Origin of the sequence: Lysinibacillus sp. FSL M8-0337 (assembly GCF_038593855.1) — a bacterium.
GTDB classification, from domain to species: domain Bacteria; phylum Bacillota; class Bacilli; order Bacillales_A; family Planococcaceae; genus Lysinibacillus; species Lysinibacillus sphaericus_D.
The window spans coordinates 2,367,612-2,388,147 of sequence record NZ_CP151996.1 but is presented as its reverse complement, the minus strand read 5'-3'; the positions used below and the strand labels follow the sequence as shown (position 1 = coordinate 2,388,147).

The 20,536-nt window shown below is 32.0% G+C and carries 20 protein-coding genes; 18 read left to right on the top strand and 2 right to left on the bottom strand.

Annotated elements, in window-relative coordinates; translation table 11 throughout:
* Positions 1-31 precede the first annotated feature (31 nt).
* The 6 genes from MKY08_RS11315 to MKY08_RS11290 all read left to right on the top strand — a co-directional run bounded on the left by MKY08_RS11315 (position 32) and on the right by MKY08_RS11290 (position 4,622).
* Positions 32-391, top strand: a complete 360-nt coding sequence (locus MKY08_RS11315) for a hypothetical protein (RefSeq protein ID WP_069512471.1) — start codon at positions 32-34, stop codon at positions 389-391.
* Between the two features lie 28 nt (positions 392-419).
* Positions 420-1,127 carry a hypothetical protein gene (locus tag MKY08_RS11310; RefSeq protein WP_069512472.1) on the top strand — a complete coding sequence of 236 codons (708 nt, stop codon included), beginning with the start codon at positions 420-422 and terminating at the stop codon, positions 1,125-1,127.
* Between the two features lie 28 nt (positions 1,128-1,155).
* Positions 1,156-2,307, top strand: coding sequence for an ATPase, T2SS/T4P/T4SS family (locus tag MKY08_RS11305; protein ID WP_069512473.1), 1,152 nt, complete (start codon positions 1,156-1,158; stop codon positions 2,305-2,307).
* Complete coding sequence (locus tag MKY08_RS11300; RefSeq protein ID WP_069512474.1) at positions 2,300-3,052, top strand: hypothetical protein; 753 nt, start codon at positions 2,300-2,302, stop codon at positions 3,050-3,052. The genes MKY08_RS11305 and MKY08_RS11300 overlap by 8 nt, the downstream gene beginning before the upstream one ends.
* An 81-nt stretch (positions 3,053-3,133) precedes the next feature.
* The gene (locus tag MKY08_RS11295) at positions 3,134-3,823 is read left to right on the top strand and encodes a PH domain-containing protein (RefSeq protein WP_069512475.1); all 690 of its coding nucleotides are present in this window, start codon (positions 3,134-3,136) and stop codon (positions 3,821-3,823) included.
* A gap of 82 nt (positions 3,824-3,905) precedes the next feature.
* Complete coding sequence (locus MKY08_RS11290; RefSeq protein WP_069512476.1) at positions 3,906-4,622, top strand: hypothetical protein; 717 nt, start codon at positions 3,906-3,908, stop codon at positions 4,620-4,622.
* Positions 4,623-5,130: 508 nt separating this feature from the next.
* On the opposite strand, the gene MKY08_RS11285 is transcribed toward MKY08_RS11290, so the two are convergent.
* Positions 5,131-5,949, bottom strand: coding sequence for a polymorphic toxin type 44 domain-containing protein (locus tag MKY08_RS11285; RefSeq protein ID WP_069512478.1), 819 nt, complete (start codon positions 5,947-5,949; stop codon positions 5,131-5,133).
* A 111-nt stretch (positions 5,950-6,060) separates the two neighbouring features.
* The gene (locus tag MKY08_RS11280; RefSeq protein WP_069512479.1) at positions 6,061-6,450 is read right to left on the bottom strand and encodes a DUF5412 family protein; all 390 of its coding nucleotides are present in this window, start codon (positions 6,448-6,450) and stop codon (positions 6,061-6,063) included.
* 655 nt (positions 6,451-7,105) lie between these two features.
* Here MKY08_RS11280 and MKY08_RS11275 point away from each other — a divergent pair.
* The 12 genes from MKY08_RS11275 to MKY08_RS11220 all read left to right on the top strand — a co-directional run bounded on the left by MKY08_RS11275 (position 7,106) and on the right by MKY08_RS11220 (position 20,520).
* A complete protein-coding gene (locus MKY08_RS11275) occupies positions 7,106-7,396 on the top strand; it encodes a hypothetical protein (RefSeq protein ID WP_069512480.1) in 291 nt (96 codons plus the stop codon).
* 60 nt (positions 7,397-7,456) lie between these two features.
* A complete protein-coding gene (locus tag MKY08_RS11270; protein WP_176723206.1) occupies positions 7,457-7,657 on the top strand; it encodes a hypothetical protein in 201 nt (66 codons plus the stop codon).
* 797 nt (positions 7,658-8,454) lie between these two features.
* Positions 8,455-9,687 carry an ERF family protein gene (locus tag MKY08_RS11265; RefSeq protein WP_069512482.1) on the top strand — a complete coding sequence of 411 codons (1,233 nt, stop codon included), beginning with the start codon at positions 8,455-8,457 and terminating at the stop codon, positions 9,685-9,687.
* Positions 9,687-10,439: a hypothetical protein gene (locus MKY08_RS11260; RefSeq protein ID WP_069512483.1), complete on the top strand. Its 753-nt coding sequence runs from the start codon at positions 9,687-9,689 to the stop codon at positions 10,437-10,439. Before MKY08_RS11265 ends, MKY08_RS11260 begins: the two co-directional genes overlap by 1 nt.
* 35 nt (positions 10,440-10,474) lie before the next feature.
* Positions 10,475-11,071 (top strand): single-stranded DNA-binding protein, encoded by a 597-nt coding sequence (gene ssb / locus MKY08_RS11255; RefSeq protein WP_069512484.1) that lies wholly within the window; start codon positions 10,475-10,477, stop codon positions 11,069-11,071.
* Positions 11,072-11,151: 80 nt separating this feature from the next.
* Positions 11,152-11,313, top strand: a complete 162-nt coding sequence (locus MKY08_RS11250; protein WP_176723207.1) for a hypothetical protein — start codon at positions 11,152-11,154, stop codon at positions 11,311-11,313.
* Positions 11,313-12,017: a PD-(D/E)XK nuclease family protein gene (locus MKY08_RS11245; protein WP_069512485.1), complete on the top strand. Its 705-nt coding sequence runs from the start codon at positions 11,313-11,315 to the stop codon at positions 12,015-12,017. The genes MKY08_RS11250 and MKY08_RS11245 overlap by 1 nt, the downstream gene beginning before the upstream one ends.
* 150 nt (positions 12,018-12,167) lie before the next feature.
* Complete coding sequence (locus MKY08_RS11240; RefSeq protein ID WP_069512486.1) at positions 12,168-12,437, top strand: hypothetical protein; 270 nt, start codon at positions 12,168-12,170, stop codon at positions 12,435-12,437.
* Positions 12,438-12,468: 31 nt separating this feature from the next.
* Positions 12,469-12,843: a hypothetical protein gene (locus tag MKY08_RS11235; protein ID WP_069512487.1), complete on the top strand. Its 375-nt coding sequence runs from the start codon at positions 12,469-12,471 to the stop codon at positions 12,841-12,843.
* A gap of 555 nt (positions 12,844-13,398) precedes the next feature.
* Positions 13,399-14,901 carry a TIGR02677 family protein gene (locus tag MKY08_RS11230; protein ID WP_069512488.1) on the top strand — a complete coding sequence of 501 codons (1,503 nt, stop codon included), beginning with the start codon at positions 13,399-13,401 and terminating at the stop codon, positions 14,899-14,901.
* Positions 14,891-16,279 carry a TIGR02678 family protein gene (locus tag MKY08_RS11225; RefSeq protein WP_069512489.1) on the top strand — a complete coding sequence of 463 codons (1,389 nt, stop codon included), beginning with the start codon at positions 14,891-14,893 and terminating at the stop codon, positions 16,277-16,279. The genes MKY08_RS11230 and MKY08_RS11225 overlap by 11 nt, the downstream gene beginning before the upstream one ends.
* A gap of 2 nt (positions 16,280-16,281) precedes the next feature.
* Positions 16,282-20,520: an SbcC/MukB-like Walker B domain-containing protein gene (locus MKY08_RS11220; protein WP_069512490.1), complete on the top strand. Its 4,239-nt coding sequence runs from the start codon at positions 16,282-16,284 to the stop codon at positions 20,518-20,520.
* Positions 20,521-20,536 lie beyond the last annotated feature (16 nt).

Here is a 20,536-nt window from a genome sequence, read left to right as displayed (position 1 = left end):
GAAAATTAAAACAGACAGGTGGTGTTTCATTATGGGTGAATTAAAAGGTGCATTAATTGCCATGGTTCTTTTTGTCGCAATATTTGTACCTGGTATTCTAAACTTCTGGATTGACTCTCTTCATGAAAACGCATTTTTGAAAGTCACATCGGAAGTATCGGAATTAGTGAAAGAAGAAGGTGGCGTTACAGGTAAAGTATCTATTTATATCCATAAAGCGTCCTCCAAAGGGTTTTTGATCGATTTTAAAGATAAACATGGAACGCCTGTAACAGGTGCAGTTGGGTACGGAGAGACAATCTATATTTCCTACAGTTATAAATATAAGGGTGTTTTTCAAGAAATAACATTAAACACACAAAATAAAGTGTTTAATATGAAACGAATGTAGAAGGCTAAAGATAAAGGAGGATCACCGTATGATTACAGAGTTAATCAGAGAAGCAAGATTAAAAGATACCTTAAAATACTATAAAAAAGAATCAAGTAACTTTTTAAAGGTACGTTTAATTTTCGCCATAGCATATATGTTACTTGCAAGTATGTTAATTGTGTACATGCAGCGATACGATTTATTCTTTATCCCAATCATTGCTTTAATAGTCGGATATAAAATTCCTTACTACAATTTGCTATCGAAAAGGAAAAAAGATGATGTTCTCAATTCATACCTTTTTCCAGAGTTTCTACAAAGTTTTGATGCATTACTTCCGATTTCAGGTAATGTATATCAAACATTTGTAGGTGTCTTACCTTATACAAGAGAGCCATTGAAAGGAAGATTAGAAGATTTAATTGTAAAAATAGAACAAGCTAATAAACGTGAGGACTACTTAAAATTTGCAGAATATATTGGTACGGGTGAATCGTACATGATTATGGACATGATTTATCAGTTTTCGGAATATGGGGTGAAAAAAGAAGCGTTAAAAGAATTGCGAGAGTATATTTCAGAAATTCAAAAAAACAAAGTGGATGAAATGATTGAAAGGAAAATGTCCAGTATGGAGTACTTAGGGTATATTCCAATCTTTATTTCTTTGTTTACAGTAATAGGATTTGCTGGCGTTTTATTTATGTATTATATGGGTGGCATATCAGGCTCCATTTCTAATATTGGTCAATAAAAAATACTTTTGAAAAAGAGGTGTTCTTATGACTGAATATCAAAACCGTATATCAGAAATTTTAGAAGGAAGTTTTGTAGGGAAATATTTAAAAGATGAGGGCGTTACCGACATAAATTTCGATTCAGAAAAGTTAAGAATTCAACATAATCAAAAAGGAGCAATCATGGTTGATGAAAAACCGGATATAGAAGAAATAAAAAAGTTAACAAAGCAAATTGCCGATTTACAACGGAAAACAATCACCGATACGCAGCCTATTTTAGATACAGAGTTTGGCTTTATTCGTGTAAATGCTGTGCATGAAGCGGTCAGCCCTGATGGTCGATCACTTGCACTGCGGATTTCGAGACCAAGGCTTGCTGTAGCTTCCTTATCCGAAATGACCTATGGAAATAATAAAGATATTGAGGATTTATTAAATGTCTTAATTATGGCAGAAAGCAACATTATTATTGCTGGACGAACTGGTTCGGGAAAAACGGAACTTCAAAAAATGCTTGTGAGACCGATTGATGACACAAAAATCATTGCACTAATTGAAGATACTAGAGATAGTCATATTAAGGCACTGTATCCAGAGAAATTTATATACGGATGGCAAACGTTACTTTCGGAAGATCGAACAAAAAAAATCACCATGTCAGACTTAATAAAGGCGGCATTACGTAACAATCCCGATTGGATCATTATATCTGAAACACGAGGTGCAGAAGCGGCAGATATCTTAGATAGTGTCAAAACAGACCATGCGATTATCACGACAATTCACGCAAAAGGTGCTGCAAATGTTCCTTCACGTTTAGTACCAATGATACGCCAGGCTCCTGCCTATGCAATTATGAGTGATTTAATTGTAGGGAGAGAAATCATTGAGTTTTTACGTTTTGGCATCTACATGCAGTATACAATTGAAAATGGCATGATTGTTCGTCGAATAAAAGAAATTATGGAGTACACAGACTATACAGAGAAAGGTGCGAAGGGGACTTATCTGTATCGTCATATGCAAAAATATGACAAAAAAAGTGGTCAGTATTATGCTAAAGAAATTTTCAATCCGTTATCTGAAAAAAGTTTAGAAGGAATCAAGGATAAACAATTAGTCCATTTATTGCCTGAAATGTTCATATCAAACTTAGCATATTCAAAGAGAAAGGAAGAACTGACAAATGTCTAGATTTCGTATTTTTATAAATAATATAAAAGATATTTATAGTCTAGTGGAGCTTATCTTTCTATTTGCTGCATTATACGCTTTTAGTTTCGGCTACTTTTATCTGATATCCAAAAATAATACGGTGAGTATCATTTTTGGAATTGTTGGGTTACTCTTTTTCTTCTATGTCTATTCCTATCAGTCGAAGAAATTAAATCGATATCAGGAACAGCTTAGTAATTTATTAAAATATGTTACAAACATGAAGTTCTTTTTACAGACAGGTGAAAATGTGATGTATTCATTAAATTCAACGTTACCAACACTAACAGTTTTATCTATTCAAAAAGATGTTGAGAAAGTTGTGAAAGGACTTGAAAGGGAGGCTATATTACAAACAGAACATTTTTCGAAATATAAATTCCCATCATTGGATCAGTTTCATCAAAATCTAATAATTAGTTATGAACATGGTGGAGATCCACAAGAATTATTTGATTCTGTTCAAAAAAATATGATGTTCGAATTGGATAAAAGGGATGAATTATACAAAAAACGAAAGTCCTTTGCGAAGAATGTCTATGTATTATTGGGATTAGTGGCGCTCATTCCAATTCTGTTACGTTTTATGGTCGCAGATTTATGGGATATCTTCTTGAGTTATACCACTGTCAGTTTAGCCGTCCTATTGATTACCCAGGCAGCTATTTTGCTGCTTCTGTACTTTACACAAAAAAAGAAACTGGATATTTCAATAAGAGTATGAAAGGTAGCCTTTGCATCGAAAGGCTACCTTTTTAATGTTCTGTGAAACTATAAAAAAGAAAATAGTATAGGAGGATTCGAGATGTTTAAACGTTTAGCTTCAAGTGCGTTCGGTTTATCAAATATCGGTGTATTTGTTGCGGATGAAGATTTAGAAAATACACTTGCTAATAACTATATATTAGATCATTTGGAAGAGATTTTTTATTTAATTCAGACTAAAACAAATGAATATTGTTTTACGAATCGTGCCTTGATTCATATGGATGGTACACATACTGAAAATAAACGAAATGTGTTAAATCGTTATGATTATAGTTCGTATGTATTCGACCGTATCTCTTTGGAAACAGGCACAATGGATATAGATGCGGAAATGGTGATAACTTTAAAGCCAACTGCTGAATTTACAGCGAAAGAGCATAAAAAACATCCTCCGTTAAAAGAAACTCTAGGAAAGTCTGAAATACTATTTACGATTGTTATTCATAAAGACAATCTGGATGCTTTAAAAGCACTCTATAAGACATTGGTAACTATAGGTCAAATACAGAAAAGAAATATTTCGAATTTAGAAGCGGCTGAAAAGACCCTTAACATGGCATTTAACTCTTTTGCGGCTGGGATAAATAATGATTGTTCAGTGTCATTCGCGTTCAAAGAAGTCACGAATTTTGCAGATCAATGGCTGTTGGAGAAAAAGCAATCATATGCAAATGAGGATTTTTTAGAGATTTTTCAAGAAAATAAGACTCCTAATAATCGATATTAGTAAAAGTAAGGGCTTCCTTTTGGGAGTCCTTTTTACATTTTTCTATAAAACCTAAATTACTTTCAAAATAAGGAGATAAGTTATGTACAAATACAGAATGATAAAGGAAATGTTTATTTTAGTTACTATTTTATTTTTTATTTCTGGTGTATTTCTACTAGCTGAAAGGGGAGCGGCAGAGAGTTCTATTGAATTAAAAGTTAATGATGCCAACGAAGCCGAAGTCCAGACACCAAGTGAACCGATAATAATTCCTGATAATGATATTTCTATAACTGAAACAATGAATGAAGTAAAGGAAATTAAGAAAGAAGAAAAATCAAAGCAAGGTTTATTGAAATTTAGAAGTTTGAAGGATTTGAGAAATGGTGATGAATTTTCGTTTGGTGGAAGGATGTGGGTGTTAATTAATCCTACTACTGGTTTTGCGATGATGAAAGAAAGGATTTCTACTATGAATTTAGAACTAGTGGATTTTGATAAAGAAGACGCAAATGAAATATTAGCATACTTTGATACGATTTACTACAATCAGTTAAGTTCAAAGGATAAAGAACTAATGGAATCAAGGCATTTTGGCTTAACAAAATTGGAAAAAAGTTTATATATAACCATGTATCTCAAATCCTCTACGGATTTAAAAGATGACGGTTCATTGGAAGATTCAAATATAATTCAAAGTCAAGACAAAAAATCTAAAGAAAATAGTATCAATAGCATTTTAAGGGTGTTTTATATTTTACTTATTCTAGTACTAATTTTATTAGTATTAGGTTTTTGTGAGAAAAATAAAAAGTAACTATATTATGCCATGGTAAAAAAGCAGGTAATTTAGGATTGGAATCTGGTTTAGAATCTATTTGTTATTTAGATTTTTGATTAAGTGAGTCAGAAAAAAAGTATCTAGTAACAATCTATTGTACTAAATCTTAATATAATAGAAATCTTCTTTTGCAATGAATATTTGTAAATGCGATCCATTCCTTACACTGGTATTTATATGAAGGAATTTGCTTAAGATTTTTTTAAAAGTACAATATTTAACTAATGAGACAATAACTATTAAAAATCAACTTCAAAAGGGGGGATTTATATTTTTAAATCTTGGGAAAAGTGTGAAGAGATTTATGGTAATAGTTATCATAAACGGGGTGGCAAAAAATTATAATAAGTTAACAAATGATGAAGGAGCGATTTTGTCATCTTACATAGATGCCAAACAAGAAACCAAAAAGTTTTTTTCGTAAAGGGAATTATTAAAATGATAGATGTAAAAGCAATTGTAGCTAATACATCTATCCAAATAACTATTTTAAAGTACCTGTATTATACCAATCAATACCTCTTTGAATAGCAATCTGATCTCTTGGATCGTCAAAATAAGTAGCCCACCATTCCTTTTTAGCTGTACCATCCGTTATTTGTGCTAAGCCTGCCGCAGTTTTTAAAACAGTTGGACCGAACGTAGTGCTACCTACATATCCATAATGGATATTCCCCAAATCTTCACCAGTAATAAGATAAGATTTGGTACCGACAATAGCTCTATAAGTTTTAGTTAAACCAAGCCCTTTTTTTAGATCCCATTCTCCACCGCTTTTAACCTTATTAGTAAAATAAATACCAACTGCAATGAATGCAGAGTTTGGATCCATACCAGATTTAATATATGATCGGTATGTATCCTTCATCATTTGAGCATTGTTTGATGCCACGGCACCAAGACCATAAGTTGGAGGCTGATCAGGATCTGCAAAAGTATTAATAAGAAATCCTTGTTCAATACTATTATCTATCATTTCTAAATGTCTGTTTGACTGTACAGGAATTAGTTCGGAATTAAAGTCAAGTACACCTAGTTCAACACCTCTATTAATATCTTTAAGGTCCTCTAGATATTGTTGCTTGGTATTTTCATTCAATATTAAAGAGCTTATATCAGTAATGTATAGTTTTCCTTCACCATCTAACTTCAGTAAATCATTGAATCTTTCTACTACATACTTTTGTAATTCTGGAAAGTCATATACTTCTGGTTCCGTTAGTACTTCTTTTGCAGAAACATTAGAGTTACCTAATAGTGCTACAAATAAAATACTTACAATTGTTAAAAAAATTTTCTTCAAAAAAACAACCCCTTTATTGTTATTTTTTGGTACAAATTAATAATAAAGGTATTTTGTCGATTTGTAAAACTTTTTATTGATAAAATGTAAATATTTGTTTTTTGATTACTACTAATATTCTCCTCTTTTATTTTCCCAGTCAGGATCTTCTTTCCAGTTATAGGTATCTTTGAAAATGTCTAATTTATGATTATTTATTTCAATTGTATTTTTTCCTAACCATTTTAAATTAACCTTATTTTCATCATAGCACCAATAAATTGTCTTTGTTTTATGTCCATAATCAATTTCCACACGTAATGCTGTTCTTACTGTAGCACCCCCTTGGTCTATTAAGAATGCCCTAGCAATGTAATCTCCACTTGGGGAAGGATGCTCTGATAATAATTCACCTTCGGGTAATTCGTCTAAATCGACATCAAGAAAATCATATATACCATAAGTAGATACTAATAAGATAAATAGAAGAGTTGAAAATAATAGCCATTTTTTTTTGTTCATAATCCTTTTCCCACCTTCTTTAAAATTAAAAGCATGTTCTTTTTTTACTGTAACCTTTAATTATCATTTTTTCTATAATATTGATATTAGATAATAGTACACCATAATAGTGTAAAATTCATTTTTATACTAAAAACATCGCAATGAGTTATACAAAATGTTGAACTCATATACTAGATTTGTTGTGATTTTAGCATATTCAATTTGTTATTCTAGCCACTAATGTGATAGAAGTCGATAGACCTTCAAGATGAAGCAGGAGATTCGGCACATTTTCTTTCCAATGTTTTTTCTGCTAAAAGAAATTTAGGTTATTTAATTTTAAAATATACTATGTAGAAAAGTGCATTATTATTAATAAGAGACGTTAAAAGTTTGTAGCCTATAAAGATTGCTACTACTAGTAAACTAATTATAGTAAATATAAAAAACGATTAATTTTATTTAGAAATTTTTTTATGTAAATTTATAAAATATACGTTTTGAATATTTTTTTATTTACCTACACTTTGTGTGTATATTATTATGGTTTTAAAAAAGTAATATATATTTAAAAGAGATGAATAACTACCTTATGAAGAGAAATCGGTCAAGAATTGAAAATAATCATTCCATGTATCAGTAATTTTTATTGTCTTATTAAGGAGGGATTTTGGTGACAGAAGAATTAAAGACGGGCTGGATATTGCGGTTAAAGAAAGAGTATCAAGAAAACCAAGATAAAGAATTCTATTTCTGTGATGAAACAGACGACTATCTAACTGATGACTTCAAACAAGCGGAATTATTTGTTGATAAAGAACTAATCATTACAGCAATGAAAAAGCATGAACAATTTATTAAATCGAAATTCGGGAAAAATGCTATTTGCAACTTTGGATACACAAACATGATGGAGCGCTTTGAATTCGTAGAAGTAGAGTATTTGGATAGTTTAGATGGTTAACTAATATGTAAGCAAGAAATAGTTTTTATGTAGTAAATATAAAAGTGTTTGGGAGGAGTATTGCGATGCAGCGAGTGCTGGATGCCTGTTGTGGAAGTCGTATGTTTTGGTTCGACAAACAAAATGAAGATACATTATGCCATTATTATGTTTAGTCAAACGAAAGATGAGAATGGGAAGTTGATTTCAGCGGAAGAAATCTTAGAGCAGCTACATAGTAATAAACCTGAATTATTGTTGATTGAAGGAAGCCTAATATAATAATTAAAAGTGTGGCTTTATGGATAGTAATGAAAGAAATGCATTATATTTTGATTATTTATAAGGTATGGTGAAGGGTGGGAGAGGCTGTTAAACCTGAAATTGATGAATATGCTTCTTAATTATTAAAACTTATGGAAGAAAGACTAGTGGAAGAGGAAACGAATTGAATAAAAATAGAAAACTGCAGCATATGACGACGCCACAGTTAAGAATTGGTTACCCTTTAAGGTTTGTCAGGAGTGTATTATATCATGGGTATTGGAAAATGACAGAATTCAGAATTATAAAATTTACTGGTGAAATATTTTGATGGTGATTTGAGATATATAAAAAGAATTAAAAAATTTTTAATTCAAGTTACACAAAGTGTTGAACGTTCATACACATTTTGTTATAATTTTAATATATTCAATTTGTTATTAGTAGTCACTATTTTGGTGGAAGTCGTTAAACCTTCAAAATGAAGAAGGAGAATCGGCACAAATTCTTTTTAATGCTTCTCTGCTGAAAAGGAATTACGGTTACTTAGTTGTAAAAATATGCTTTTAGCATAATACATTATTGTTATAGGTTATTTACGTTAGAAGTTTGTTAGCCGTAAGATTGCGATTGCTGCTACTAATAAATCTACCACGTAAATATTTAAAAAGTCGATTGATTCTATTTAGAATTTAATCGGCTTTTTTGCGTACCCAAAAATTTTATAGAAGGAGAGATGTACAAACAAACAGATACAGTTTATAGACAGTTTATTTCAGGCTTCTTATTAAATCATAAAAATGGGAGAGATAAAAATGACAGCAGAATTTAAAGTAAATAGTCAGTTAAACATTTATCAAAAATTACTCCAAGTAAGAAAAACGGTTCCTTACCTACAAAAAGCAACTCAAGGTCATCAATATGTTTATGTAGGTAGCTCACAAGTTTTAGGGGCTGTTCGTGAACAATTAGATAAAGTTGGATTAATGTTATTCCCAAAAGTTATTGACTCGAACGTAATTGTTACGCCTGTAGAAAATAACGATAAGTTTGGAAATAGAAAAGTATCTTTAAAATTACTAACTGAATTGAAAATGGAGTTTATGTGGGTTGATGTAGATTCAGGTGAGCAGATCGTAGTGCCTTTCTATGCACAAGGCATCGATACAGAAGGAGAAAAAGGCGTCGGAAAAGCGCTAACGTATGCTGAGAAATATTTTCTTCTGAAACAATTTAACATTGCAACGGACACTGACGACCCGGATAGTTTCCAAAATAAAATGGATGCTACGGTTCCAAATTATATTTCACGGGAACAAGTGGATGAATTGATGAACTATGCATCACAAGTTGCATCAATGAGAAATGTGCCAATCGATAGTATTATTCAATCACTTCAATTAGGTATTAAATCTTTTGAACGGCTGTATGCAACTAAATACAAAGCTGTTCGTGGCATGTTACTTGATTGGATAAAAGCAGCAGAGAGTAAACAAGAGAAATCTCCTAAACAAAGTAATGATATTGGTTCTACTAACTTTATCATTCATGATACCTTCACTTTGAAACAGTATGAGACAGGGTTCAACAATCAAAATGCACCTTATGGGAAAATTTGTGCCTTAACTGCTAATCAAGAAGAGGTAGTGATTTTAGTAAAAGATAATGCTCAATTAATAGAAACAATTAAGGATATTCAATGGGGCAGCCTTTTAACAATTGCATTTTATCAAGAAAATGGCTTCTACTTCTTAGAACATATTATTGATGTGCAAAATGCGCAACCACAAAATCAACAACAATTTAGCAATGGCAGTGCAGAGCGATATTTAATCAATCAAATTGAGCGCGGGAACTCACCGTCTGGTATTCCCTATACGAAGCTGTTTGTTACGAAACTAAGTAACAATGAACAAATGATGGTTTTTACGCCAGATGAACAAGCTGTTCAGCAAACAAATCATCTAGTCGATGGTCAAGAAGTTGCAATGGCAATTCGAAAGGAAAATGGGTTCAACTTTTTTGTATCGTTAGGTGGTGCTAAATAATGCTGCCTAAAATATTAGATATTGCTGAAGAACATGGTCTTGTCATCGATCCTCGTACTTATGGAAAGAAAGAGACACTAGCCAAGTGTCCTTTCTGTCATGAGGATGCTAATAAGAATGGAAAGTACTATCTATCTTTAAATACCCACGACCAGGTCTATAAATGTTGGTTTTGTAAAGATAAAGGGGGTAAGGGTGGTGTTCTTGATTTTGAATCAAAGTTAACAGGAACACCCTATCATGAAATAAAAAATAAGTACTTTGGTAAAATCCAAAAAAATATACATCCTGCGGAAAGGTTAAGCCCTAGTCAACTGGAATGTATCGGGTGGCGACCCTCCCCAAAGAATAAAACAGCTTTTAAAAAGCAAAGGGACTTGGTTTATAAAGAGTGGCAAAGATATGAAAATCATCTGCTGAGTGAACTGTTTGCAGAATTTATAGTCATTATGTTTTTAGAAAATCAAAGTAATAGACGAAAACAGTTATTGTTGTATCTCAAAGAACGATGTGAAAAGACAACGATTTATTCGTGTTATGCCAGGTTGATAGAGGAATATAAAAAAGAGCCGCATTATCGATTGGATTGGGCAATAGATGGTGTTAAAATTGCTCGTATTTCTTGGGAAATATGCAGACAACAACATGATTTTAATTTATCGAAAATTATTTTACAAATCCCTTTTATTCACTTTCTATATATAAAAGATAAGGAAAGTCAGATGAAAATGAATGAAAGAATAGCCAGATAAAGCTTCTAATATAAAATTTAAAAGGAGAGAAGAAGATGAATACTTGGAATGGAATTGGTCGTTTAACAAAAAACGTTGAATTTAAATATACACCACAAGGGAAAGCTGTAGCGAATTTCACGGTTGCTATCAATCGTCCATTTACAAATAATCAGGGAGATCGTGAAGCTGATTTTATTTTAGTTCAAGCTTGGGATAAATTAGCCGAAAACCTTGCTAATTTCACTCGTAAAGGTTCACTAGTTGGCATTGTAGGTAGAATACAAACTCGAAGTTACGAAGGACAAGATGGAAAGAGGGTTTATGTAACTGAAATCGTGGCAGATTCAGTAAAGTTCCTTGATCCAAAACCAAACAGTGAAAATGGTCAAAATCCACAAGTCAACAGCCCACATTATTATGGCGAAGGTCATAATCAGAACGTGGCGAATACGCAGCCAAACTGGGGAGGGCAACAGCAATACGGGGGCCAGCCACAGTGGAATGGACAGCAACAACCCTTGAATAATGGAGAACACGTACAATGGGGAAATCAGCAACAGCAATTTAATCAAAGCGGACAGCAAACGTGGGGAGGTCAACAACAACCATTTAGTAACAGTGGTGTTAATCAAAATGATCTTCCTTTCTAAAATCATGAGGGCGGCAATTACCTTACCGTCCTTTTTCTATTTTATTAAATGACAATTTACGAATAAGGAGTGGTATTAATATGTTAACAGTTCAGCAACTAACAGAAACAGAAAACATCATTAATGATGCAAAGAAAGTAATTATTTTAAATGCTATTGATATTGCACTTAAAGAGTATGATAGAGAATCCTTTTTCTATTTATCAGGGCTACTAAAAAATATACAAAGGTATGAAAGATAATGATTTTTTCATACTCAAGGTTGTATTTGTTTGAGCAGTGTCCTTTCAGATTCTTTAAGAAATATGTGGAGGGGTATGAGGAACCAGTAACCGAGTCTTTAGCATTAGGGAAAGCTGTTCATAAGACGATTGAGGATAAAGTTAATGGAATAGAACATGCAGAAGCGGTTTTAAATGGCTATATAGAATGCGATTTCCATCCAGAAGTGAAAATTGAAACCATTTCTTATTTAGCTAGTAATGCTAACGTGTATCCCAAGATGGGCGAGACGGAGGTCTATTTTGAGTTGGTTCTCGATGAAAATAATGAGGGAACGAAGATTCGGGGTTACATTGATCTTGTAGAAAATGGAGGTAAATATATTACAGATTGGAAAACTAATCATATACTGTACAGTGTACGCGATACTTTTCAACTAGGGTTATATGCTTGGGTGGTTCATAAAATGTTCCATGTTAAAGAAGTAATTGGCACTGTATATTTTTTGCGTCATAAAAAGGCGAGTAGTTATACGTTTGATTTGAATGATATGGAAAATGCAAGGCAATGGGCTTTAGGGCTGGCAAACGCTATTCATTCAAAATTAGAAATGTATTCAATGGTTCCTGAAAGTAAAGATGAAATATTTCCAGCCTGTCCTTCAAGTAATTGTCGACATTGTCCTTTTGCATTAGAGTGTTTTCAAACATTCAAGGTTTGTTGAAAAAAGTTAAGGATTGATTGGCTTTGCATTAGTCAATAAAAAGGAAGCTACGAAAATAAGCTGATAACAAAGTAATGATAAAAGTCGATTGATTCCTACTATTTGGGTATCAATCGATTTTTTTATAAAAAATAAGAAAGGTTGGTGGATATGCTTTCAGCAACATTAAATACAGGGAATTTTGGGGCGATATTTCAGAAAATAAATAACGCTATATCAGCTGAAAAATACTATATTTTATTTATAGATAAAAGCAAACAAAGGTGGTTTGTTATAGAGAATAGTTCATTCTTTCTCCTAGAAAAAACGAACATAACACACCTTACAGACAAAGACGTGGTTAAAATTTTATTTTGTATTTCTAGCAAAAAATATAAAGTAAATGGTCATGGTTATTATAGCAAATCAATTGTTAATTAATTTACTAATAAAACTAAAAGGAGATACTACTATGTCAAACAATATTCTTACTAAAATTGGTACTAAAATTGAAACAATGAATGAAGCAATTAATTTAGCGAATGAAGTAGAAAGAATCGAAGCGGTGTTAAAAGTAATGAAAGACCAAATGAAAGCGTATGTCCAAAAAAATGGACCAATTGAGACTGATTCGGTTATATGGGATTTCAACGAATCCGTATCTTACTCGTTTAATCCAGAGCAGATGAAAAATATTGCGGAAAATATTGTTCTTGAAGGAGAGAATCCTTGGGCGCTGTTGTCTATATCTTCTTCGAATTTAAAAAAGTTAGGATGGTCTGACTCCTTTATTAATCAATTAGGTCAAAAGAAAACAACGAAAAGATTTATCTCAAGAAAAAAATAAAGAATAAAAGGCTTCTTCAAAAGGTGATTTTTATTATCTTTTGAGAGCCTTTTTTATTTTGAATCAAAATCTACTGAATTAGATTTATTCCCATAGAAGTGCACAAATATACATAATTATTAATGACAACATGATGAGAGGATAACAACAACAACAACAACAACTTTGTCTCCCTACAATAAAGATGGCAATTTCAGCAGATTTAATACTAGTGCACAAATGTACCTAAATCTCATACATTGAAGTTAGAAATATAAGGGTTTGGCTTTTCCCTACTTTAAAAAAACTAGTGCATTACTAGTAAATGTACTTAAGGTTTTTACATCTTTTCTGTACGGATTCATCACGCCAATGCAATAATCAATTTATGTGTTGCAATTACATCATGCAATAAAGTGTTTTTGTATTATTATTACTCTTTTCTATGTGTGAAGAGTCGAATAAACAACCATTTTAATGTATAGTTGGAATATAGTTCAAAATCAAGTTCGATATAATTAAAATTAAACAGGTACATATAACTAATGTGGAAACAATTAAAAAGGAATGATTCTTTTGAAGTATCAATTAGATACCGTTAATTTATTAAAATATGCCACAACTGAAAATGCATACAGATATAGACCCATCATTCGGTTTTTATATGAACAATACGAAAAATTCAAATATTTTAGTAAAACTGAAGAAATATTAAAGTTTTTACGGGAAAATAATGTAGTAGAAGATTCGTATAAAGAGAGCGATTTATATGATGACCTAAAAAAACTAGAAGTGTGGGATTGTGTCGTTTCTCGTCAGGATAAGGAGTTAGTCTACTTCACCATCGAAGAATTTAAAAATAAACGATTAAAGTTTCAAATCACTCAACCTGTATATGAAATTGAAAGTACCTTAAAGAAGCTGGACGACTTAGAGGATGAATTAACAGGTGCTCTTGAAAGCAGAGAATTCGAACGAATATTAAAAGACGTAAATCAGCTAGCTGAAGTCAAACTGAAAGAAACAGATAATGTGATTCTATACGAAAAATGGAACACACTTCTGAAGCGTTTGGAAAACTTAAAGCGAAATTCAATCAATTATCTGTCCCATTTAAAAAGTGAAAGGGCGGAACAGCTTTTTAAAACGGAGGAATTCTTGCTTTATAAAGAGAAATTTGTGGATTATCTAACAAAGTTCATTTTAACAATGAACCGAAATAAGCATAAAATCGCAAAATCAATCAGTAACATTGATCAGGAATTCGTAAATCAATACATCGACCGGTTGGTAGATTATTTCGCTTCTATTCCAACTTTAGACGGGAAAGAATTTGATCGAGAAAGAAGTGAAAGGACCCAAACAGAAAGGTGGCTTGAGCTGAAAAATTGGTTTGTGAAAAGCAATGACAACGATTGCGATGTTGAGATTTTATTAAAGGAAACAGAAATTAGTATTCAAACTATTAGTCGTTACGCATTACGACTATCTGAAATAAAAGGAAATAACCAAAACAGAAAAAAAGATTACCAAACACTTGCTTCAATGTTCTATGCGTGCGAGAACTTGATAGAAGCCCACAAACTTTCTGCTGCGTGTTTTGGAGTAGCTAATACAAAGCATATTTATGGGGAGGAAAAGTTAACTGATACTCATAATGAAGAAGTCTGGGAACAGAACCAATCAACCTTTACTACGACACCTAGAAATAAAGAATTTCAAAGAACGAAAAGGATAAAATCCTATGTAAAAGCTTCAGTAGAGGAGAAGCAAAAACAAATAGAAGAATATATAAAGAATCGAGAAAAGCAGCGTGAAATCATTGAATCGTTAATCGTAAATAACAAAATTGTATTGAAGAATTTGGGAGTAGTTGATTCATTCGTGAGAAAATCCATCTTAACGTGGATTGCTCGCGGTGTTCAAACTAAAACTAATACGGGGAAAACGGATTTTGGTGAAACGTTCAGATTCTATGTAGCTAGTAACGAGAAAGTAAAACTTCAATGCAATGATGGTGTAATGGAAATGCCGGATATAGTATTTGAGTTTGCAAAGGAGAGTACCATTGGAAGATAAAGAACAAATTCGCATTGGAATAACTTCGTTGATGGAAAATTTTTGGATACAAAAAAAACATAAACCAAATGAATATATGCTTATCAAAAAACATAAAAATCAGATACAAAAATACTATTTTGATAACTTTGGTTACCAGTTGTTTTCAGGTATTGACTTATTTAAATTAGAAAAAGTTCCTTATCAAGCTGAATCTTGGATGGGGATTCAAGATTTTAAAGAGCCAATCGACTATTCTATTTTTATTGCTATTTTGGCCTATTTGGAAGATAAAGCAAAGGATGATCTATTTTTGGTAAGTGCTCTAGCGGAATATGTGAAGAATTTCTTTGATAAAGATCTTAATGTTAAATGGGAAATCTATAAACATCGGTTATCTTTCTATAGAGCCGTGAAATATGCCCAATCAATGGATTTGATAGAATCCTTAGAAGGGGAAATTGAAAAATACAAAACTAATGAAAACGAAGAAATTCTATATCGCCCCACTATGATTTCGAAGTATTATATGAGATTTTTCTCTAAGCCTATTCAACATTTTCTAAATATTGATGAAATAATTTACGATAGATGGAAAGTTCCTGGCTTAGAAACAACACCTAGAATGAACTTGCAGTCATTGAATCGAAGACTATTCTTTTCTCCTGTTGTTTATAAAAATGAATTAACCGATGAGGAAAAAAAGTACCTGAATCATCAATCGTTCCGTATGGTGGATAATATACCTGAGTTTACATATTTAGAAATGGAAGTTTATCGAAATGAAATATTTTTGATTTCGAAAGAAAGGAACATAACTGGCGAACAACATCCAAACCAAAAAACGATTTCAGATATAGTATTACAATTTTCTGTTTTTATTAAAGAAAAATTAAAAGTACTTTCGGATAATGAGTTCCCTGAGTTCGAATACATTATAGGGCGAAGAGAGTTTGATAAATGGATTGAAGAATTGCAAGAAGAATTTGGACAAGGATGGAGCAAAGAATTCAGGGAGTCATATTCTGAAGATGTTGCTGAAAGGGTCTTAGAGTATTTAGAGGACTGGAAATTTGCTTTTAATGATGTTCAAACACACTCGGTGGTACTGTATCCTCCTTTAGTTCGAGTTGGTGGGAAATTTCCAAGAGAATATATATTTGAACGATATTTTATTAAAAAAATCAAGGATATGAGTTCAGTAGCTAATTGGGATTATTCTTTGCCTACGCCTATTTTTGAAGAAATAATCAAAGAATATAACAACTCTGAAAGTAATTCACCTATAAGATTGAAAAACGCACAAGATGTCATAGATAAATATGTAGTAAATAAAAATGAAGAATTTATAAAACTGAATGATGGGAAAATTATACGTGCAATAAAAGGAGCAAAATGAAAATGGAAAATGTTCTGTCACAACCTAATAAGTGGGTTATGAACTTAGCTGGGGTGTTAAACTATTGGTATTACAAGTATGAAGAGTTTCATTTTGAAAACGGGCATCTCATTATCAGAGGTGCGAATGGCAGTGGGAAATCCGTTACTACACAAAGTTTTTTGCCTTTACTGTTAGACGGAAACAAACAGCCTAGTCGATTAGATCCGTTTGGTTCTCGCTCAAGAAAAATGATTGATTACATTTTTGGAGAGAATCCTGATGTATCCCAAAAAACAAGCTATATTTTCTTAGAATACAAAAGAAAGTATACAGAAGAATACATTACTACAGGTATTGGTTTTGAAGCTAATTTCGACAATGATAAAGTGGATAGCTGGCATTTTTTGATTAAGAACAAACGGGTCGGAAAAGACTTTGACCTTTTTAAATATCAATTGGATGAAAACGGCGAAAAAGTTATGGTGCCACTAAGTCAAAAGGAATTGGAAAGTTACGTAGATAGAGAGAAATGTGGTTATGTCAAAGAAAAACAAAAAGACTATGCAGAACTGGTGAATAATTACATATTTAAGTTTGAATCATTGGAAGATTATCTGGATATGGTAAACCTAGTTGTTAGAATCCGTACCCCGAAATTGTCTAATGATTTAGGTCCGAATGTCATTTATCAAATCTTAGAGCGTTCATTACCGGAACTTTCATTTAATGATTTACGCTCTCTAACAGAAACTATTCAAAATATTGATTTACACAATCAAAGGCTAAGAAAAGCTAAAGAAGACAATAAATTACTGAAAAAATTAGCGAGCAAATACCAGGAATATAATCAAAAGGTGCTATCCTTTAAAGCAACGGATTTTAATAAAACAGTAGTAAAACAAAACTTAGCAGAAAAAGACCACAAAAAAGCACAAAAAGAATTGGCCGATACTACAAAAAAATTGAATATGTTGATAGACGAAATAAAGGAATTACAGTTAGAAGAGAAACAATTGAATGAAAAGTTAAGGGCTTTTGAAGATAATGATATTAGAAAAGCTCAAAGGCGACTAACTGAATTAGAGCCTCAGTTAGAAATGAAAAAAAGTGAATATCAATCACAAATAGCGAAACTGCAAAACAAAATAGATACTCAAAGACGGCTGGAAATTGATTTGAAAGTAAAGGAAGATGAACTTTTCGAATATGAAAAGAAAAATCAATTATTTTTGGAAGACCTTGACGAGAAGGTGAATTATATTGATTTTGAAAGTCATACTTTGAATCGTGATAATTTCGTATCTAAATTTGAAGTACAAGACCCGACAATTGTAGCAGATCAGTGGCGTGCAACTTTAGATAGTCATATGAAAGAAATCAGTGATATTGCGAAATTGTTAAATCGAGAAAATGATTTGAAAATCAAATTGGATGAACGGAATCAAGAAATTATTGAACTTGATGAAAAATTAAAAGATGAAGAGAAGGCTATTACTAAACTTCAGCTTCAATTGGAGGAAAAAATAGAATTCTTTAATCGTGATATTACTGATTGGAATGATACAAATACTGAATTCAATTTACAAAAAGATGAATTAAACCAATTTGTAACAGTCATAAATAGCTTGTTTGAGGAGACACTCTTATCTGATATAGACGAATTAGTTAATAAATTTTATTCGAAATTGCGGGATGTACTAATCCAAAATAAAGCTAACTCTGAAGCAACTCTTAGTATATTGAGAGATAAAATCAAAGTAAAAATAGAAGAGTTGGACAATGTTCGTAAGAAAAAGGATCCTGAACCAGAAAGAAATGAACAAACAATAAAGGTCCGTAAAAAAATGCAAAAAGAAGGAGTTCCTTTTATCTCATTTTATGAAGCTGTAGAATTCAAGGGTGTAACATCTGAAGAGAGAGAAAGGCTTGAATCTTCATTAATGGAAATGGGAGTTTTGGATGGATTGATTGTAAGTAAACGTTTTATCCACTTAGTTGTAGAATCCGACGCAGTGTTACTTCCACAAACATTAAAAGAAAAAGTCAATACACTAGATGAGTACTTAGAAGTACGTTTACCCGAGGAATATCAAATTTTGCAGTCAGAAGTAGATGCTATTTTAAAAAGCATTTCAATCGAAGAAGTTATAGATGGTTCGTATGTGACACCATTTGGTTCTTATCAACACGGAGTCGTAAAAGGTTATGCTCCATATAGAGAAAAAGCCACCTTCATAGGAAAAGAGGCAAGAACGCAATACAGAGAAAAATTGATAACAGATTTAGAAAAGGAACTTTCAGTATTGAACGGTGAACACAATGAATTGTTGATTATTTTAGAAAATATCACAAATTCAACAAAACAATTATTAAATGAAAAAAAGTGTTTCCCATCTAGTCGTGAATTAATCGAACAAAATGACAATATTAAAAATCTCGAAACAACAGTTAAATCTATGAATGAGCTAAAAGAACGTATTGAAAAAGGGATTGAGAATATTCGTATTGATTACACCGAAACTAGAACCGAGCGTATTAAAAGGTCAGAGAATAGGAAATTAAAACCTATGATTGAAGCCTATGAAGGTGCGAGTGAAGAATGTAATAAGTACGCCCGGTTATTAGATGATTTACGTTTCAACGGAAAATCTTATAATAATACGAAGAACATCATTCGTTCTTTGGAAAATCAAATTGAAGATGCCGAAGTGGATATTGATGATATGAGGTATTCTTGTAATCAAACAGAACAAGCGAAAAAAGAATTACAAAATTCTATTGAGGAATTGAAAGAGTATTTAGAAAAAGAGGGTACTTCTGACATTGAAAAAGAAATCAGAGAAGCAGAAGAACGAAAAACCCTAATTCCAGTAATCTTACTAGGAAAGGTAGAGATAAAGGGATCATTAAATGATCGGGTTCCTCAATTAATTAAAAATGTCGGAATCAAGGAATGTTCTATTGTATTTTACAATAAACTCCAAAAAATAAAAGGTGATATCTTTGTTAATGAAATCAATAAGAAATTTATTGAATCATTCGACCGCGAAACCCTGTCAAATGAGGAAAATATTTATTTGTTATCAAAAATTGTAGTAGAAGAATTAGGAGAAACATCGTATCAAGAAGTTTACGACAAACAGGATGATCTAAATACTGAGTTACGAGATATTAGCTTAAAAGGATTGGAAGATTTTCATCCGACTATCAACAAAGACTCTTTAGCTCTTCCTGAAGTGAGCGACGAAGGTTTTGAAATATTTGCTAAAGAACTAGAAGAAATGGAGCATACTAATCAAAGAACCATTATTTCGCTAATGTACGAAGGAAAATCTTTCTCACCAATGGGTGTACAAAAGGAATTAGAATCTCAAATTGAAGTTATGCAATCTGCTTTAAAAGCCGAAGATGAAAAAATGTATAAGGAAATCATTATGGATAAAATCGGTGAACGAATCAGAGAACTAATCAGTAAAGCTAACAGATGGAAAATGGAAATCAATAAACTAATGAGTGAACGTCAAACGTCCAGTGCCTTGCAACTGTTCATTGAATGGAAACCAAATGAAGCAAAAGAACTTGACGAAATAAAAACATCAGAACTAATTAATTTACTACAACGGGATCCTAGTACATTAAAAGATAGTGATTATAACAAATTGACTAAGCACTTTACATCTAAAATACAATATGCCAAAGACATCTATGAGCAAGATGAAGAGAATAAAGAAAAGTCTTTAGATTATGTTATTAAGGATGTACTAGACTATCGTAAATGGTTTGAGTTTAAGATTTATTATAAAAAAGGTGAAGATAATAAAAAAGAACTTACGAAGAATCGTTTCAACGCCCTAAGTGGGGGGGAAAGAGCAATGTCTATGTATATTCCATTATTATCAGCCTTATTTTCAAAATACAGTTCTGCATCAAAAGATGCTCCATATGTCATTTCAATGGATGAAGCCTTTGCAGGAGTAGATGATACAAACATACGAGATATGTTCAAATTAATTGACAATCTGGATTTAAATTATATCCTAAATTCCCAATCTTTATGGGGGGACTATGATACGGTGGATAGTTTGTCTATCGCGGAAATCATAAGACCGAAAAATTCGAAAGATGTAACAGTTATTCACTTTAAATGGGATGGGAAAGAGATTATTCCGGTAAGGGAAGAAAGTTCAAAAAAAGAAGAGGAAGATATTATCGAACCGAATTTAGAGCAAATGCACCTATTTGATTTAGTTAGGAAATAGTAAGGGGGGGCTATAA

Coding starts and splice junctions, on each gene's coding strand:
- MKY08_RS11315 (WP_069512471.1), top strand. CDS start 32: ATGGGTGAATTAAAAGGTGCATTAATTGCCATGGTTCTTTTTGTCGCA.
- MKY08_RS11310 (WP_069512472.1), top strand. CDS start 420: ATGATTACAGAGTTAATCAGAGAAGCAAGATTAAAAGATACCTTAAAA.
- MKY08_RS11305 (WP_069512473.1), top strand. CDS start 1,156: ATGACTGAATATCAAAACCGTATATCAGAAATTTTAGAAGGAAGTTTT.
- MKY08_RS11300 (WP_069512474.1), top strand. CDS start 2,300: ATGTCTAGATTTCGTATTTTTATAAATAATATAAAAGATATTTATAGT.
- MKY08_RS11295 (WP_069512475.1), top strand. CDS start 3,134: ATGTTTAAACGTTTAGCTTCAAGTGCGTTCGGTTTATCAAATATCGGT.
- MKY08_RS11290 (WP_069512476.1), top strand. CDS start 3,906: ATGTACAAATACAGAATGATAAAGGAAATGTTTATTTTAGTTACTATT.
- MKY08_RS11280 (WP_069512479.1), bottom strand. CDS start 6,450: ATGAACAAAAAAAAATGGCTATTATTTTCAACTCTTCTATTTATCTTA.
- MKY08_RS11265 (WP_069512482.1), top strand. CDS start 8,455: ATGACAGCAGAATTTAAAGTAAATAGTCAGTTAAACATTTATCAAAAA.
- MKY08_RS11260 (WP_069512483.1), top strand. CDS start 9,687: ATGCTGCCTAAAATATTAGATATTGCTGAAGAACATGGTCTTGTCATC.
- ssb (WP_069512484.1), top strand. CDS start 10,475: ATGAATACTTGGAATGGAATTGGTCGTTTAACAAAAAACGTTGAATTT.
- MKY08_RS11250 (WP_176723207.1), top strand. CDS start 11,152: ATGTTAACAGTTCAGCAACTAACAGAAACAGAAAACATCATTAATGAT.
- MKY08_RS11245 (WP_069512485.1), top strand. CDS start 11,313: ATGATTTTTTCATACTCAAGGTTGTATTTGTTTGAGCAGTGTCCTTTC.
- MKY08_RS11240 (WP_069512486.1), top strand. CDS start 12,168: ATGCTTTCAGCAACATTAAATACAGGGAATTTTGGGGCGATATTTCAG.
- MKY08_RS11235 (WP_069512487.1), top strand. CDS start 12,469: ATGTCAAACAATATTCTTACTAAAATTGGTACTAAAATTGAAACAATG.
- MKY08_RS11220 (WP_069512490.1), top strand. CDS start 16,282: ATGGAAAATGTTCTGTCACAACCTAATAAGTGGGTTATGAACTTAGCT.